At 74.6% G+C, this 14,796-nt stretch carries 12 protein-coding genes; 6 read left to right on the forward strand and 6 right to left on the reverse strand.

Annotated elements, in window-relative coordinates; genetic code table 11:
• Window positions 1–13: 13 nt before the first annotated feature.
• Window positions 14–1,072, reverse strand: coding sequence for a cell division protein ZapE (gene zapE / locus ACQP60_RS06810; RefSeq protein ID WP_429729990.1), 1,059 nt, complete (start codon window positions 1,070–1,072; stop codon window positions 14–16).
• A gap of 98 nt (window positions 1,073–1,170) precedes the next feature.
• Here zapE and ACQP60_RS06815 point away from each other — a divergent pair, with 98 nt between their 5' ends.
• Window positions 1,171–1,971 carry a dihydrofolate reductase family protein gene (locus tag ACQP60_RS06815; RefSeq protein ID WP_429729709.1) on the forward strand — a complete coding sequence of 267 codons (801 nt, stop codon included), beginning with the start codon at window positions 1,171–1,173 and terminating at the stop codon, window positions 1,969–1,971.
• A gap of 97 nt (window positions 1,972–2,068) precedes the next feature.
• Complete coding sequence (locus tag ACQP60_RS06820) at window positions 2,069–2,566, forward strand: hypothetical protein (RefSeq protein WP_429729711.1); 498 nt, start codon at window positions 2,069–2,071, stop codon at window positions 2,564–2,566.
• 85 nt (window positions 2,567–2,651) lie between these two features.
• Here ACQP60_RS06820 and cuyB read toward each other — a convergent pair whose 3' ends face one another.
• The 4 genes from cuyB to gndA are packed head-to-tail and all read right to left on the reverse strand — an operon-like array spanning window position 2,652 to window position 7,496.
• On the reverse strand, window positions 2,652–3,398 hold the full coding sequence (gene cuyB / locus ACQP60_RS06825) for a cysteate racemase (RefSeq protein ID WP_429729714.1): 747 nt from the start codon (window positions 3,396–3,398) through the stop codon (window positions 2,652–2,654).
• Window positions 3,395–4,714: a carboxylate--amine ligase gene (locus tag ACQP60_RS06830; protein WP_429729717.1), complete on the reverse strand. Its 1,320-nt coding sequence runs from the start codon at window positions 4,712–4,714 to the stop codon at window positions 3,395–3,397. Before ACQP60_RS06830 ends, cuyB begins: the two co-directional genes overlap by 4 nt.
• Complete coding sequence (locus ACQP60_RS06835; RefSeq protein WP_429729720.1) at window positions 4,711–6,063, reverse strand: carboxylate--amine ligase; 1,353 nt, start codon at window positions 6,061–6,063, stop codon at window positions 4,711–4,713. The genes ACQP60_RS06830 and ACQP60_RS06835 overlap by 4 nt, the downstream gene beginning before the upstream one ends.
• A complete protein-coding gene (gene gndA, locus ACQP60_RS06840; RefSeq protein ID WP_429729723.1) occupies window positions 6,060–7,496 on the reverse strand; it encodes an NADP-dependent phosphogluconate dehydrogenase in 1,437 nt (478 codons plus the stop codon). Before gndA ends, ACQP60_RS06835 begins: the two co-directional genes overlap by 4 nt.
• 255 nt (window positions 7,497–7,751) lie before the next feature.
• Between gndA and ACQP60_RS06845 the strand changes: the two genes are divergently transcribed.
• The 4 genes from ACQP60_RS06845 (at window position 7,752) to ACQP60_RS06860 (ending at window position 13,192) form a co-directional block, all read left to right on the forward strand.
• Window positions 7,752–8,351: a DUF3000 domain-containing protein gene (locus ACQP60_RS06845; protein WP_429729725.1), complete on the forward strand. Its 600-nt coding sequence runs from the start codon at window positions 7,752–7,754 to the stop codon at window positions 8,349–8,351.
• Window positions 8,348–9,577: an HRDC domain-containing protein gene (locus ACQP60_RS06850; protein ID WP_429729728.1), complete on the forward strand. Its 1,230-nt coding sequence runs from the start codon at window positions 8,348–8,350 to the stop codon at window positions 9,575–9,577. Before ACQP60_RS06845 ends, ACQP60_RS06850 begins: the two co-directional genes overlap by 4 nt.
• Before the next feature lie 206 nt (window positions 9,578–9,783).
• Window positions 9,784–11,043 (forward strand): thiolase family protein, encoded by a 1,260-nt coding sequence (locus tag ACQP60_RS06855; RefSeq protein WP_429729732.1) that lies wholly within the window; start codon window positions 9,784–9,786, stop codon window positions 11,041–11,043.
• Between the two features lie 4 nt (window positions 11,044–11,047).
• Complete coding sequence (locus ACQP60_RS06860) at window positions 11,048–13,192, forward strand: 3-hydroxyacyl-CoA dehydrogenase NAD-binding domain-containing protein (protein WP_429729735.1); 2,145 nt, start codon at window positions 11,048–11,050, stop codon at window positions 13,190–13,192.
• Between the two features lie 106 nt (window positions 13,193–13,298).
• Here the strand turns inward: ACQP60_RS06860 and ACQP60_RS06865 are convergent, their stop codons facing one another.
• Window positions 13,299–14,687, reverse strand: a complete 1,389-nt coding sequence (locus ACQP60_RS06865; protein WP_429729737.1) for a pyridoxal phosphate-dependent decarboxylase family protein — start codon at window positions 14,685–14,687, stop codon at window positions 13,299–13,301.
• Between the last annotated feature and the right edge of the window lie 109 nt (window positions 14,688–14,796).

Genomic DNA, 14,796 nt, shown 5'->3' on the forward strand with positions numbered 1-14,796 from the left:
GGAGGCCGTCGGGTCAGGCCGCCAGGCGCCGGCCCTCCTCGGCCAGCGCGCCGAGGCGTGACAGCGCCCGGAAGTACTTCTTGCGGTAGCCCCCGCGCAGCATCTCCTCGGAGAACAGGTGCTGCGGGCCCTCGCCGGCGAGGAGCACGGGCACGTCGCGGTCGTAGAGGCGGTCGACGAGCACGACGAGGCGCAGGGCCACCTCCTGCCGCTGCACCGGGTGGACGCCGGTGAGCGCCACCAGCTCCACGCCGTCCAGCAGCGCGCCGTAGCGGCTCGGGTGCACGGTCGCCAGGTGCGCGAGCAGGTCGTCGAACTCGTCGAGCACGGCGCCGGGCCGTCCCGCGGCCGCCCGGGCGACGACGTCGGCCGCGAGCGGCTCCGCCTCGGTCACGACGGCGCGGTGGCGATAGTCCTCGCCGTCCACGCGCAGCACCTCGAAGCGCGCGGCGAGCGCCTGGATCTCGCGCAGGAAGTCCTCGGCCGCGAAGCGACCCTCGCCCAGCGCGTCGGGCAGCGTGTTCGACGTCGCGGCGAGGGCGACGTCCCGGTCGGCGAGCTCGCGGAGCAGGCGCGACATCAGCACCGTGTCGCCCGGGTCGTCGAGCTCGAACTCGTCGATGCAGACCAGGCGGCGCGTGGCCAGAGCCTCGACCGTCGGGAGGAAGCCCAGCGCTCCCACGAGGTTCGTGTACTCGACGAACGTGCCGTACGCGACCGAGCCCTCGCCGAGCGCCGCGGTGACCTCGTGCGCCAGGGACGTCAGCAGGTGCGTCTTGCCGACGCCGAAGCCGCCGTCCATGTACACGGCCGGCACCGCCCGGCGCCGACCGAACAGCGCCTTGAGCCCGGACGACCGCGGGGCCACGACCTCGCGTGCCACCTCCTGCAGGCGGGCGGGCACCGTCGTCTGGCTCGGGTGGGCGGGGTCGGCCCGGTACGTGGAGAAGCGGGCCTCCGCGAAGTGTCGCGGGGGCACGAGGTCGGCGAGCAGCCGGTCCGGGGAGACGGTCGGACGCACCGCCGACAGGGACGGCACCCCGCCGTCCTGCGCGGGACGGGTCCCGCCCACACCTGTCGTCGTGGCGGCGTCCGTGCCCGTGTCCCGGTCCTCGTCCTGCGTGAGCGTCACGACCGTCAAGGCTACGCCGCGTCAGTACGCTGACCGCTGTGAGATCTGCCACGACGCCGCTCGACCTGCTCGTCCCCAGGCCCGAGCACCTGCCCCCCGACCCCGCGGAGACCCGCCTCGCCGCGCTGTACGACGAGGACCCCGGCACCGGCGGGTGGCTCCGGGCCAACTTCGTCAGCACGGTCGACGGCGGCGCGTGGGGCCCGGACCACCTGTCCGGCTCGATCAACGACGACGCGGACTGGCGCGTGTTCCGCGTGCTGCGCGCGGCGGCCGACGTCGTGCTGGTCGGCGCGGGCACGGCCCGGCACGAGGGCTACACCGCGCTCGACCGGCCGTGCGACGTCCCGGCGGGCGACCGGCCCCTGGAGCTCGCGCTCGTCACGCGCTCCGGCCGGGTGCCCCAGCAGCTCGTCGACGGCGACCGGCCGCCGCTGGTCCTCACCGGCGAGGCGGGCGCGCGGACGGCGCGCCGGATGGCACCCGCCGACCACGTGCTCGCGGTGCCCGCGGGGCACGACCCCGACGAGGTGGACCTGCGCGCCGGCCGCGCCGCCCTCGCCGACCGGGGGCTGCGCCGCGTGCTGTGCGAGGGCGGCCCGACGCTGCTCGCGGCGCTGCTCGCGGACGACCTGGTCGACGAGCTGTGCGTCACCACCAGCCCGTGCCTCGTCGGGCCGGGACCGTCCCGCATCGTCGCCGCCTCCCCCGCCGGGGCGCCCGGCGAGGATCCGCGGCCGGCCGGCGTCCCGGCGTCGGCTCCCGTGCCCGCCCGGCTCGCGCACCTGCTGCACGCGCCGGGCACGGGCACGCTGCTGGCGCGCTGGCTGCTGCGCTGAGCGCGCGAGGGCGACGGCGGAGAGGCGCGCGTCACGTCTACCCCACCGCCGGCGCTCTGGCCTCGCATCGACGGCGCGGGGTGGCTACGGTGCTGGCATGCCGACGACCGTCGTCCTCACCGAGGACGCCCTCACCGACGCCGACGTGGCGCACATCCTGTCCCTGCACGACGAGCAGGCCGAGCGCTACCGCGTGCTCGTCCCCTCGGACACCGACCGCAACGTGGTGGCCGCGATCATCGACCACCTGTGGGTCGGTGAGCTGCGCGAGGCCGGGCAGGACCTGGTGGGCAAGGAGCCCACGCCCGAGCAGGCGAAGGTGACCGCCGCCGAGCGCCTCGAGCGGTCGCTCGCGGCGTTGCGGGCCGCCGGAGCGAACGCCGAGGGCACGGTCACCGAGGAGGACCCGCTGCCCGCGCTGAGCGCCGCCGTCGCCGCCCAGGGCGGCCCGGACGGGGTGCAGGACGTCGTCGTGGTCACCTACCCGCACGTGGTCGCCGACACCTTCCGCTCCGACTGGGCGTCCCGCGCCCGCGAGCACCTGCGGGTCCCCGTGCTGCACCTCTACGCCGGGACCAGCGAGATCGGCGACTGAGCCCGGTCGCCTCCGACCCCTGACACGCACGAGGGCCCCGTCCGGCGGACGGGGCCCTCGTGCGTGTCGTGCGGCGTGCGGAGCGTCAGCGCACGCGGTGCCCGGCACCGGTGATCGTCGCGCGCACCAGCTCGTCCATGGAGTCGAGGAAGGGCTCCTCGTCCAGCAGGTCGTGGTCGACCGCGGCGACGGACAGCTCCGTGCAGCCGAGCACGACGACGGACGCGCCGCGCTCCACGAGCCGGGCGGCGACGGCGCGCAGGGCGTCGGGGTCGGCCGGCCGGCCGGCCTTGACCTGGTCGTAGATCACCGTGTTCACGACGTCCTGGTCCGCGGCGTCGGGGACGACGACGTCGATCCCGTGGGCGGCGAACGCGTCGTCGTACACCTGGGACGCGACCGTGCCCGCGGTGGCGAGCAGGCCGACGCGGCGCAGGCCGGGCACCCGCTCGCGCGCCGCCGCGACCGTCACGTCGATGATCGAGACGAACGGCACCGTGACGGCGTCGAGCACCTGCTGGGTGAAGTAGTGCGCGGTGTTGCACGGCATGACGAGGAACTGCACGCCGAAGTCCTGCAGGCGCCGCGCGTCGCGCGCGAGCACGGGCCCCGGGTCGGCGGGCGACCGCCCGAGCACGAAGTCCGTGCGGTCCGGGATGGTCGCGTGGTTGAGCACCACGAGGTCCACGTGGTCCTGGTCGCGCTCGGCGTCGGTGCGCTGCACCACCCGCTGCAGGAAGTAGGCCGTGGCCAGCGGGCCCACGCCGCCGATGACGCCGACGGGCCGGTCCTCGACCGCCCCGTCGGCGCCGTGCTCGGCCTCCGCGCTCACGCGCCCTCCCGGGTGCCGCGCGCGGCCGGCCCGGTCCAGGCCAGGGCGCGCGACTGCGCCACCGGGTAGTGCCGGGCGTACTTGCGGAACTGGTTGAGCTGCGCCACCAGCAGGTACGCGACCCGGCGCGGGTCCCACTCCTTGCGGTACCAGAGCGGGTTGGACGCGCGGCGCGTGAGCTGCAGCCGGCGCGTCCGGGACCGGATCACGGGGTCCGCGACGTACCGGCGCAGCAGGGCACCGGGGAGCACCGTGTACAGGTGCTCGGTGGTGACCTCGCCGTCGCCGGAGAGCGGCACGTCCGGACCGAGCACCGCACGCGGGTCGGGGTCGAGCCCGCGCAGGTGCTCGTGCACGTAGAACTTCACCGGGTTCGCGCCCGTCGACGTGACGTAGTAGTTCGAGCGGCCCAGGCGCGGGTTGAGCTCGAAGAACACGTACCGCCCGTCACGCGGGTCGTACTTGAGGTCGAAGTTCGCGACGCCGGTCCAGCCGACGTGCTCGAGCAGGCGGCGCGCCTGCTCCACGACCTCGGGCTGGGTGCCCGTCACGATCGCGGCCGGGTTGCCGAGCGCCCCGGGGGCGTGCTCCTCGAGCAGCACGTGCCCGAAGGAGGAGAACCGCACCTTGCCCTGCGCGTCGCTGTAGCAGGTGAGGATCCGCATGCCGGAGTCGTCGCCCGGGATGTAGTCCTGCACGACGAACGAGCCGACGTACCCGGCGTCCTTCACCCGCCCGAGCAGGTCGAGCAGCTCGGCCCGCGTGTCCACGAGGAAGACCTTCTTCTTCCCCGCGAACTCGACGTCGTGGTAGGCCGCGGTGCTGGCCGCCTTGGCGATGACCGGGAACGTGAGGCCGCTGGTGTCCGGCTCGGTGCCCGACGCCACGTCGTGCACGACCGTCGTCGGGTGGGCGAGGCCGAGCTCGGCGCACAGCGCCCCGAACTCCTCCTTGTCGGTGAGCCGCAGCAGCAGCTCCTCGCCCACGTAGGGCACCAGATAGCGGTCCTCGAGGCGGTCGCGGTGCTGCACCAGCATCCGCACCAGCCAGTCGGCGGAGCCCACGACGACCAGGTCGGCGTCGGTGTGCTCGTCCGCGATGCGGCGCAGACGCGCCACGATCGCCTCGGGGTCGTCGATCCGGGGTTCCGCCACGTGCGTGAGGATGCGGGAGTGCCGCACCAGGCCCGTGGAGGCGCCGGACACGACCACCGAGCGCACGCCGTACGCCTCGTGGAACGCCCGGGCCAGGCTGTACGCGCCGATGTCGCCGCCGAGGACGACGGGCTGCAGCCGCCGCTGCGGGGTCTGCGTCACGAGGCCTCCTTCGTCACGGCCGTCGCACCGGCCGCGGTGTCGACCGCCGTGTTGGCGGCATAGTTCCGGCGCAGCGCCTCGATCGGGTAGAACTGCCGGTACTTGCGCACGTGGTTGAGCATCGCCGTGAGCACGTACAGCCTGCGCCGGGGCGAGGCGTCCGCCTTGTAGCGCAGCGGGTGCACCGTGCGCCCCGAACGCTGCAGCCGCACGACGCGGGCGTGCAGCTCGGGATCCAGGACGTACGCGCGCAGCAGGCGCTTCGGCACGACGGCGTACAGGACCTCGCGGTCCGCCGTCACCGGCTCGCGGCGCACGCCGTGCACGACGTCGTCCACCAGCGCCTCGGTCGGGTTCTGCCCGCCCGCGGTGAGGTAGTAGTTGTTCCGCCCGATGCGCGGGTTCTGCTCGAAGAACTTGAACACGCCGTCGCGCGGGTCGAGCTTGACGTCGAAGTTCGCGAACCCGCGCCAGCCCGTGTGCTCGAGGATCCGCTGCGCGGCGTCGAGGATCTCGGGGATCGGCTCCACGATCATGGCCGACGGGTTGCCCCGGGCGGCCGGCGTGCGCTCCTCGAGGAGCACCTGCGCCGAGGAGCGCAGCGTGACCCGGCCGCTCGAGTCGGCGTAGGCCGTGACCGACCGCATGCGCGTGTCGTCGCCGGGGATGTTCTCCTGCACCAGGAAGCGGCCGCGGAAGCCCGCCTCGCGCAGCGAGATCATCAGCCGGTCCAGCTCGGCCGGCGTCGCGATCTCGTAGATCTTCTTCTTCCCGGCGAACTGCACGTCGTGGTAGTCGGCGCTGCTCGCGGGCTTCGCGATGACCGGGAAGTCGAAGCCCACGGGCAGCGGCTCCCAGCCGGCCTCCGCCGCGCGCGAGAAGTCCTGGATGACCGTGGCCGGCGTCGGGATGCCGAGCTCGGCGCACACCTCCTGGAACTCCGCCTTGTCGGAGATCCGGTCGATGAGCGCGGCGTCCGAGAACGGCACGAGGTAGCCGGCGGCCTCGAGCTCCGCGCGGTGGTGCACGAGGACGCGCACCACCCAGTCCATGTTGGTGAGGAGCACGAGGCTACGGCCGGGGGCCGCCAGCCGGCCCGCGACGTCCTGCAGCGCCGCGACGATCTGCTCGGGCGCGGTGCCGGACAGTTCGGTGTCGATGATCTGGGAGTGCGCGATCGGGCCCGGCTCGGCGAAGGCGACGACGGTGGTGCGCACGCCGTACCGCTCGTGGAACGAGCGGGCCAGGGCGTACACCCCGATGTCCGACCCGACGATGACGGGCTGGAACCCGGGCTGCGCGCCCGCGGCCGTGCCCCCGGTGCTGGTGGTGCTCACGGGTGCGCTCATGCCTCCTGCTCGGAGCGGTCGGCCGACCACTCGGTGTGGAAGGTGCCCTCGCGGTCGGTGCGACGGTAGGTGTGCGCACCGAAGAAGTCACGCTGCGCCTGAATGAGCGCGGCGGGCAGCCGCTCGGCGCGGACGCCGTCGTAGTAGGCCAGCGACGACGAGAACGCCGGCGTGGGCACGCCGTTGAGGGCGGCCTGCGACACGACCCGACGCCAGGCGGCGAGGCCGTTCCCCACGGCGTTCGTGAAGTACTCGTCCGCGAGCAGCAGCGGCAGCGCGGCGTCCCGCTCGTACGCCTCGGTGATGCGGTTGAGGAAGCGAGCGCGGATGATGCAGCCGCCGCGCCAGATGCGGGCCATGGCACCGCGGTCGATGTCCCAGCCGTACTCGGCGGAGGCGGCGGCGATCTGGTCGAAGCCCTGCGAGTACGCGACCACCTTCGACGCGTACAGCGCGAGGCGCACGTCCTCGATGAAGGCGTCCCGGTCGGCGACCTCCCAGGTGCCGGCGTCGGCGGGCAGCGCGGCACGACCGGCCTCACGCTGCGGCACGGAGCCGGACAGCGCGCGGGCGAACGTCGCCTCGGCGATGCCGGTGATCGGCACGCCCAGGTCGAGGCCGTTCTGCACCGTCCAGCGGCCGGTGCCCTTCTGCTCGGCCTGGTCGAGGACGATGTCGACGAACGCGCTGCCGGTGGCCGCGTCGACGTGCTGCAGCACGTCCGCGGTGATCTCGATGAGGAACGACTCGAGGTCGCCGGTGTTCCACTCGGCGAAGATCTGCCCGATCTCCGCGGCGGAGGCCCCGAGCCCTTGCTTGAGCAGGTCGTAGGCCTCGGCGATGAGCTGCATGTCGGCGTACTCGATGCCGTTGTGCACCATCTTGACGAAGTGGCCGGCGCCGTCGGGGCCGACGTAGGTGCAGCACGGCGTGCCGTCGACCTTCGCCGAGATCTCCTCGAGGATCGGGCCGAGGCTCGCGTAGGACTCGCGGGTGCCGCCGGGCATGATCGACGGGCCGTTGAGCGCGCCCTCCTCGCCGCCCGAGACGCCGGTGCCCACGAAGTGCAGGCCCTTCGCGCTGAGCGCCTTCTCGCGCCGGATGGTGTCGGGGAAGTGGGCGTTGCCGGCGTCGACGACGATGTCCCCCTCCTCCAGCAGCGGCACCAGCTCGTCGATGACGGCGTCGGTGGCCGCACCCGCCTTCACCATGATGACGACCTTGCGGGGCCGCTCCAGGGAGGCGACGAAGTCGGCCATCGACTCGGACGGGACGAAGTCGCCCTCGTGCCCGGCGTCGGCGATCAGCGACTGGGTCTTGGCGTACGACCGGTTGTGCACCGCCACCGTGTAGCCGTGCCGCGCGAAGTTGCGGGCGAGGTTGCGGCCCATCACCGCAAGGCCGGTCACGCCGATCTGGGCACGAGCTGTCATCGTTTCCCTGCTTCCGTCGGTTCTCGGTTCGGGTCGGGCGGCCGGGGGCGGCGACTGGCGCACGCGCTCCCCGCCCGGGAGCCGGGACCAGCGTAGTCGGCGCGGCGACCGAGGTGTACGGACCATCACGATCCGGACACGACCTGCGCCCCGGTGCGTCGTTTCGCCACCCCGGCCGCGGGGCGCCGTACGGTGGCTGGCGTGACCGGTGATCGCTCGGGCGACTCGACGCGGGACCCTCGGGATCCCAGGCAGGTGCCCGCCCCCTTCGCGGCCGCGCTGGCCTCCCTGCGCGAGCGGCGGCTGCGCGGCGAGGTGCACCTGGCGGAGATCCCGGGTCCCACGCGCGTGGCCCCGTACTCGGTCGCCCTCGAGGGCGAGGTCGCCGAGCCCGGCGGCCAGGAGGTCGCCACGGGGCGGTTCGTCGTCCTGCACGACCCGGACGGCCAGGAGACCTGGCAGGGCACCTTCCGGGTGGTGACGCTGGTGCGCGCCTCGCTCGAGCCCGAGCTCGCCGCCGACCCCCTGCTGGCCGACGTCGCGTGGACCTGGGTGACGGAGTCGCTCGCCGCCGCGGGCGTCGACGCCCTGGCGATCGGCGGCACCGTGACCCGCGTCCTCTCCCAGAGCTTCGGCGCGCTCGACGCCACCCCCGACGCCGTGGACCTCGAGATCCGCGCGTCCTGGACGCCCACCGACACGGACCTCGGCGTGCACCTCGCCGTCTGGGGCGACCTCATGGCGACCGCCGGCGGCCTGCCCCCGCTGCCGGACGGCGTCGCCTCGCTCGCCGCCCGCTCGGGCGGCCGGGGGCACCCGCGCCCCGGGTCACGACCGCATACCGTGGGGCCATGAGCTCAGCAGTCCCCCCGACCGCCACCGACGTCGTCCCGCTCACCGAGCCCGCGGACGGCGTCGGGCGCGTCGTCGACACCCCGGCCGCCCTCGACCGCGTGGTCGAGCGGTTCGCGGCCGGCACCGGCCCCGTCGCCGCCGACGCGGAGCGCGCGTCGGGCTACCGCTACGGCCAGGCCACCTACCTCGTGCAGCTGCGACGCGAGGGCGCCGGCACGGCGCTGCTCGACCCGGTCGCGCTGCCCGACCTGTCGGCGATCGGCGACGCCGTGGGCGACGCCGAGTGGGTGCTGCACGCGGCGTCCCAGGACCTCCCCGGGCTCGCCGAGCACGGCCTGCGCCCGACCCGGGTCTTCGACACCGAGCTCGCCGCGCGCCTGCTGGGCCTGGAGCGCGTGGGCCTGGCCGCCGTCGTCGCGGAGCTGCTCGGACTGGGCCTGGCGAAGGAGCACTCCGCCGTGGACTGGTCCACGCGACCCCTCCCGGAGGACTGGCTGCGCTACGCCGCGCTCGACGTCGAGGTGCTGGTGGACCTGCGCGACCGCCTGGCGGAGCGGCTCGAGGCGGACGGCAAGGCCGAGTGGGCGGCCCAGGAGTTCGAGGCCGAGCGCACCGCGCCGCCGCCGGCGCCGCGCGTCGACCCGTGGCGGCGCACGTCGGGCACGCACACGCTGCGCGACCGGCGCCAGCTCGCCGTCGTGCGCAGCCTCTGGCAGGCGCGCGACGCCAGCGCCCGGGCCCGCGACGTCTCCCCCGGCCGGGTGCTGCCGGACCGCGCGATCGTCGCGGCCGCCCGGGCGCTGCCGCGCACCGTGCCGCAGCTCACCGCCCTGCCGGAGTTCGCGGGGAAGGCCACGCGACGCCGCGCGCCGGCGTGGCAGCGGGCGATCGACGAGGCGCTCGCCCTGCCGGACGACCGGCTGCCGAGCCAGCGCGGCCCCCGCAGCGACGGCCCGCCCCAGCCGCGCACCTGGGCCGACCGAGACCCCGTCGCAGCCCGCCGGCTCACGACCGCCCGCGAGGTCCTCGCCACCATGTCCGGCGACCTGCACGTGCCGGTCGAGAACCTCCTGCAGCCGGACGCCCTGCGCCGCCTGTGCTGGACGCCGCCGGACCCGGCCCACGCGGCCGAGATCGCCGAGTTCCTGCGCGGCCGCGGCGCCCGCCCGTGGCAGGTCGAGCTCGTCGCGACCCCGCTCGAGGACGCGTTCTCCACCCTCGCCTGACCCCGACCTGTCAGGACCACACGCAGGTATTCGTGCTCCTGGCCCTGACAGTTCCGGTGAGACGGGGTCTCAGAGTGGTCTATCCTGGTTTCCGGTACTCGCGGTAGCGTGTACCTCGGCGCCGGCCCCACCGGGTCGCCGCCCGAGAGCGGCGTCGCTCGTCGGACGCCGAAGTCCCGACCCCCCCGCCTGCGGATGGAGCTTCCATGACCACACGGAACCCGGCCCGCCGCGCGCTGCGCGACGTCGTCTTCGTCGAGGGCGTGCGCACGCCCTTCGGCAAGGCCCGGCCCGACGGCCTCTACGCGGAGACCCGCGCCGACGACCTCGTCGTCAAGGCCGTCCGCGAGCTGCTGCGCCGTCACCCCGAGCTGCCGGGCGAGCGCGTGGACGAGGTGGCCATCGCCGCCACCACCCAGCAGGGCGACCAGGGCCTGACCCTGGGCCGCACCGTGGGGATGCTCGCCGGCCTCCCCCAGACCGTTCCCGGCTTCGCCATCGACCGCATGTGCGCGGGCGCGATGACGGCCGTCACGACCACCGCCGCGGGCATCGCGACCGGCAGCGCCGACGTCGTGATCGCGGGCGGCGTGGAGCACATGGGCCGCCACCCGATGGGCTTCGACGCCGACCCGAACCCGCGCTTCCTGTCCGAGCGGCTCGTGGACCCCGAGGCGCTCAACATGGGCGTCACGGCCGAGAACCTGCACGACAGGTTCCCGCACCTCACCAAGGAGCGCGCGGACGCCTACGCCGTGAACAGCCAGGCCAAGTACGCCAAGGCGCTGGCCAACGGCGACGTCGGGCCGGAGCTCGTCCCCGTCGCCGTCCGCTCCACCGAGCAGGGCTGGGGCCTCGCCACCGCCGACGAGCTGCCGCGACCCGGCACCACCGTCGAGGGCATCGCCCACCTCAAGACACCGTTCCGCCCCGGCGGCCGCGTCACCGCGGGCAACGCCTCCCCGCTGACCGACGGCGCCACCGCCGCGCTGCTCTCCTCGGGCGACACCGCCGCCGAGCTGGGCCTGCCGGTCGCGATGCGCCTGGTGTCCTCCGCGTTCGCCGGCGTCGACCCGTCGATCATGGGCTACGGCCCGGTACCGGCCACCGACAAGGCGCTCGCCCAGGCCGGCCTCACGATCGAGGACATCGGCCTGTTCGAGATCAACGAGGCCTTCGCCGTGCAGGTGCTGAGCTTCCTCGACCACTACGGCATCGCGGACGACGACGAGCGTGTCAACCCCTACGGCGGCGCCATCGCCATGGGCCACCCGCTGGCCAGCTCGGGCGTGCGCCTGATGACGCAGCTCGCGCACCAGTTCGCGAAGCACCCCGAGGTCCGGTACGGCATCACGACCATGTGCGTGGGCCTGGGCCAGGGCGGCACCGTGATCTGGGAGAACCCGCACCACGCCGACTACTCCGGCCACACGAGCACCAGCACCGCGACGGACGAGGAGAACTGACCTGATGACCGAGAACACCTCCGGCGTCCGCGCCGAGCGCGTCACGCACTCCCTCGTCCGGGACGTCGAGCTCCCGGGCGGCGCGGGCACCCTCGCGCTCGTCACCCTCGACAACGGCCTCGACCACACCAAGCCCAACACGCTCGGCCCCGAGGGCATGGCCGAGCTGACCGCGGCGCTCACCGCGCTGCAGGAGCGCGCGAGCCGCGGCGAGATCGCCGCCGTCGCCGTCACCGGCAAGCCGTACTTCCTCGCCGCTGGCGCCGACCTGCTGCAGGTCTCCACCGTCACCTCGCACGAGCAGGCGCTCGAGCTCGGCCGCTCCGGCCACGCCGCCTACGAGCTGCTGCACACCATGGGCGTGCCCACCTTCGCGTTCGTCAACGGGCTCGCCCTGGGTGGCGGGCTCGAGGTCGCGCTCAACTGCGACTACCGCACGGTGTCCTCCGACGCCCCCGCCCTCGGCCTGCCGGAGACCGGCCTCGGCCTCATCCCGGGCTGGGGCGGCGCCTACCTCGTGCCGCGCCTCGTGGGCATCGAGAAGGCCGTCGACGTCATCCTCACGCGGCCTGCCGCGCAGAAGCCGTTCAAGGCGGCCGAGGCGGCGAAGCTCGGCCTGGTGGACCAGCTCTTCGAGGCGGCCGACTTCCTCGAGCAGTCGATCCTGTGGGCGTCGCGCGTGCTGCGCGGCGAGGTCGAGGTGCCCCGCCGCGAGCTCGACCCGCAGCCGGTGTGGGACGCCGTCGTCGCGGCCACCCGCCAGCGGCTCGACGCCGTCGTCGCGGGCTCGCGCCCCGCTCCGTACCGTGCCCTGGACCTGCTCGCCGGGGCCCGCAACGCCACCCGCGAGGAAGCCTTCGCCGCCGAGGACCAGGCGCTGGCCGACCTCATCATGTCCGACGAGATGCGCGCGAGCGTCTACGCCTTCCAGCTCGTCTCCGGCGGCAAGAAGCCCGTCGGCGCCCCGGACAAGAGCCTGGCCCGCCCCGTGACCCGGGTCGGCATCGTCGGCGCCGGCCTCATGGCCGCGCAGATCGCGCTGCTCGTCGCGCAGCGCCTCGGCGTGCCGGTCGTCATGCGCGACCTCGACTCCGAGCGCGTGGACAAGGGGCTCGGCTTCGTCCGCTCCACCGTCGAGAAGCTCGTCGGCCGCGGGCGGATGACGCCGGAGGCGGCCGCGCGCATCGTCGCGAGCGTGCACGGCACCACCGACATCGGCGAGTTCGCCACGTGCGACGTGGTGATCGAGGCGGTCACCGAGGTCATGGGCCTCAAGAAGAAGGTCTTCGCCGAGCTCGAGGGCATCGTCTCCGAGGACACGATCCTCGCGACGAACACCTCCGCGCTGTCCGTCACCGAGATGGCGGCGGACCTGGCGCACCCCGAGCGCGTCGTGGGCATCCACTTCTTCAACCCGGTGGCGCAGATGCCGCTGGTCGAGGTGGTCAAGGCCGCCGAGACCTCCGACGAGGCGCTCGCGACGGCCTTCGCCATCACGAAGAAGCTGCGCAAGACGGCGGTGCTCGTCGCCGACCGTCCGGGCTTCGTCGTCAACCGGCTCCTCGTGCTCGTCATGGGCAAGGTCGTCGAGGCGATCGAGAACGGCACGTCCGTCGAGGTCGCCGACACGGCGCTCGCTCCGCTCGGCTTCCCGATGCCTACGTTCGAGCTCTTCGACCTCGTCGGGCCCGCCGTCGGCCTGCACGTGCTCACCTCGCTGCGCGAGGACCTGGGCGACCGCTTCCCGACCTCCCCCGGCCTGGAGAAGCTCGTCGCCGACGGCACGCGCGTCGTGCTGGACCGTCCGGCGCCCGGGCTGCCCAAGCCGGTCGACCCGGCGATCCAGGCCGTGTTCGGCGAGGCGCTCCCGGCGGGCGCGCAGGGTCGCCACGGCACCCCGGTGCTCGACGCCGCCGGCGTGCTCGACTCCGTCCTCACCGCGCTGACGGTCGAGGTGGGCCACATGCTCGACGAGGGCGTGGTCGCCGGACCGCAGCAGATCGACCTGTGCATGATCCTCGGCGCCGGCTGGGGCTTCCACACGGGCGGCATCACCCCGTACCTCGACCGCGCCGGCTACTCGGCGAAGGTCCTGGGCCGTCGGATCCTGCCCGACGGCGTCGCGAACGTCCCTGAGGCCGTCGCCTGACACGCCCTCCTCGGAGACCCGAGCCGCACGGCTCATGACGCACCGGTGGCCCGGCCCCTCGCGGGGTCCGGGCCACCGGTGCGTCACGGAGCCCGGGCCGCGGGCCCTACGCCCGGTCCCGGACGGCGCGCCGCACCGCCTCGACAGTCCTGGCGACGTCGTCCACGTCCGTGGACCAGTTGCTCACCGAGACCCGCAGGACGTCCCGGCCGTGCCACCGGGAACCGGAAATCCACGTCTCGCCGTCGGCGAGGAGCCGCTCGCCGGCCGCGCGCGTCAGGGCGTCGTCGCCGAGCGCGAGGCACACCTGGGTGTAGACGACGTCGTTGACCACCCGCACGCCGTCGATGCGCGCCACCCCCTCGGCGATCGCCCGGGCGCGCTCCGCCAGGCCCCCGACGAGCCCGGACAGTCCTTCCCGCCCCAGCGAGCGCAGCGCGGCCCAGGTGGGCACGCCACGCGCGCGACGGGAGAGCTCGGGCGCCTTGTCATAGGGGTTGCCGGGTCCGGGGGCGTCCACGAGGTACGCCGTGTGCACGCCGAACGCGGCGCGGACGGCGGCGGGATCGGCCACGACGGCGACACCGCAGTCGTAGGGCACGTTCAGCGTCTTGTGCGCGTCGGTCGCCCAGGAGTCCGCGCCCTCGATCCCGCGCACGAGGCCGGCGAGGCCCGGTGCGGCGGCCGCCCAGAGGCCGAACGCGCCGTCGACGTGCACCCACGCGCCGTGGGCGTGCGCCAGCGGGATCGCCTCGGCGAAGGGGTCGAAGGACCCGGAGTGCACGTTGCCGGCCTGCAGGGCCACGATCGTCGGTGCCCCGGGCGTCCCGTCGGCGAGCGCGGCGGCGAGCGCGTCCGTGCGCAACCGGCCCTGGTCGTCGGCCGCCACCACCGTCGGGGCGCCGAGCCCCAGGTAGCGCAGGGCGAGGTCGACGGAGTCGTGCCGCTCGGCGCCCACCAGCACGCGCACCGGCGGCCCGCCCGTCAGGCCCCGCTCGTGGACGTCCCACCCGGCGCGGCCGAGCACCGCCCCGCGCGCCGCGGCCAGCCCGGTGAGGTTCGCCGTCGTCGCTCCCGTCACGAAGCCCACGTCGGAGCCCGCGGGCAGGCCGAGAGCGTCGAGCACCCACCGTCCCGCCTCCTCCTCGACCGCGACGACGCCCGGCGTGGAGAAGCGCATCCCCGCGTTCTGGTCCCAGGCGCTCACGAGCCAGTCGGCGCCCAGCGCCGCGGGCAGCGTGCCGCCCATGACCCAGCCGAAGAACCGGCCCGACCCGATCGCCATCAGGCCGGGCTCGACCCGGGAGGCGAGCTCGTCGACCACGTCCGCCGGCGCGAGTCCGTGATCGGGCAACGGCCCGGCGAGCGTGCGCGCGACCGCGTCCGCGTCGGCGCGCGGCGGGACCGGCCGTTCCCCCACGTCGTCGAGCCACGCCCGCGCGTGGTGCGCGGCGCGGTCGAGCGCTCCGTCGAAGTCCTTGCCTCTCACCGTCATCCCGGTGCTCCTTCGCGACCGGCCGCGGCGCCGCGCCCCTGGTGTCCGGGGGCGGTACGACGGCCTCGGTAGGAGGGAGGGTAGACCTCAGCGCTCGGGACGTCCTCGC

The sequence above is a fragment of the Isoptericola variabilis genome, assembly GCF_050311655.1.
GTDB lineage: Bacteria > Actinomycetota > Actinomycetes > Actinomycetales > Cellulomonadaceae > Isoptericola > Isoptericola variabilis.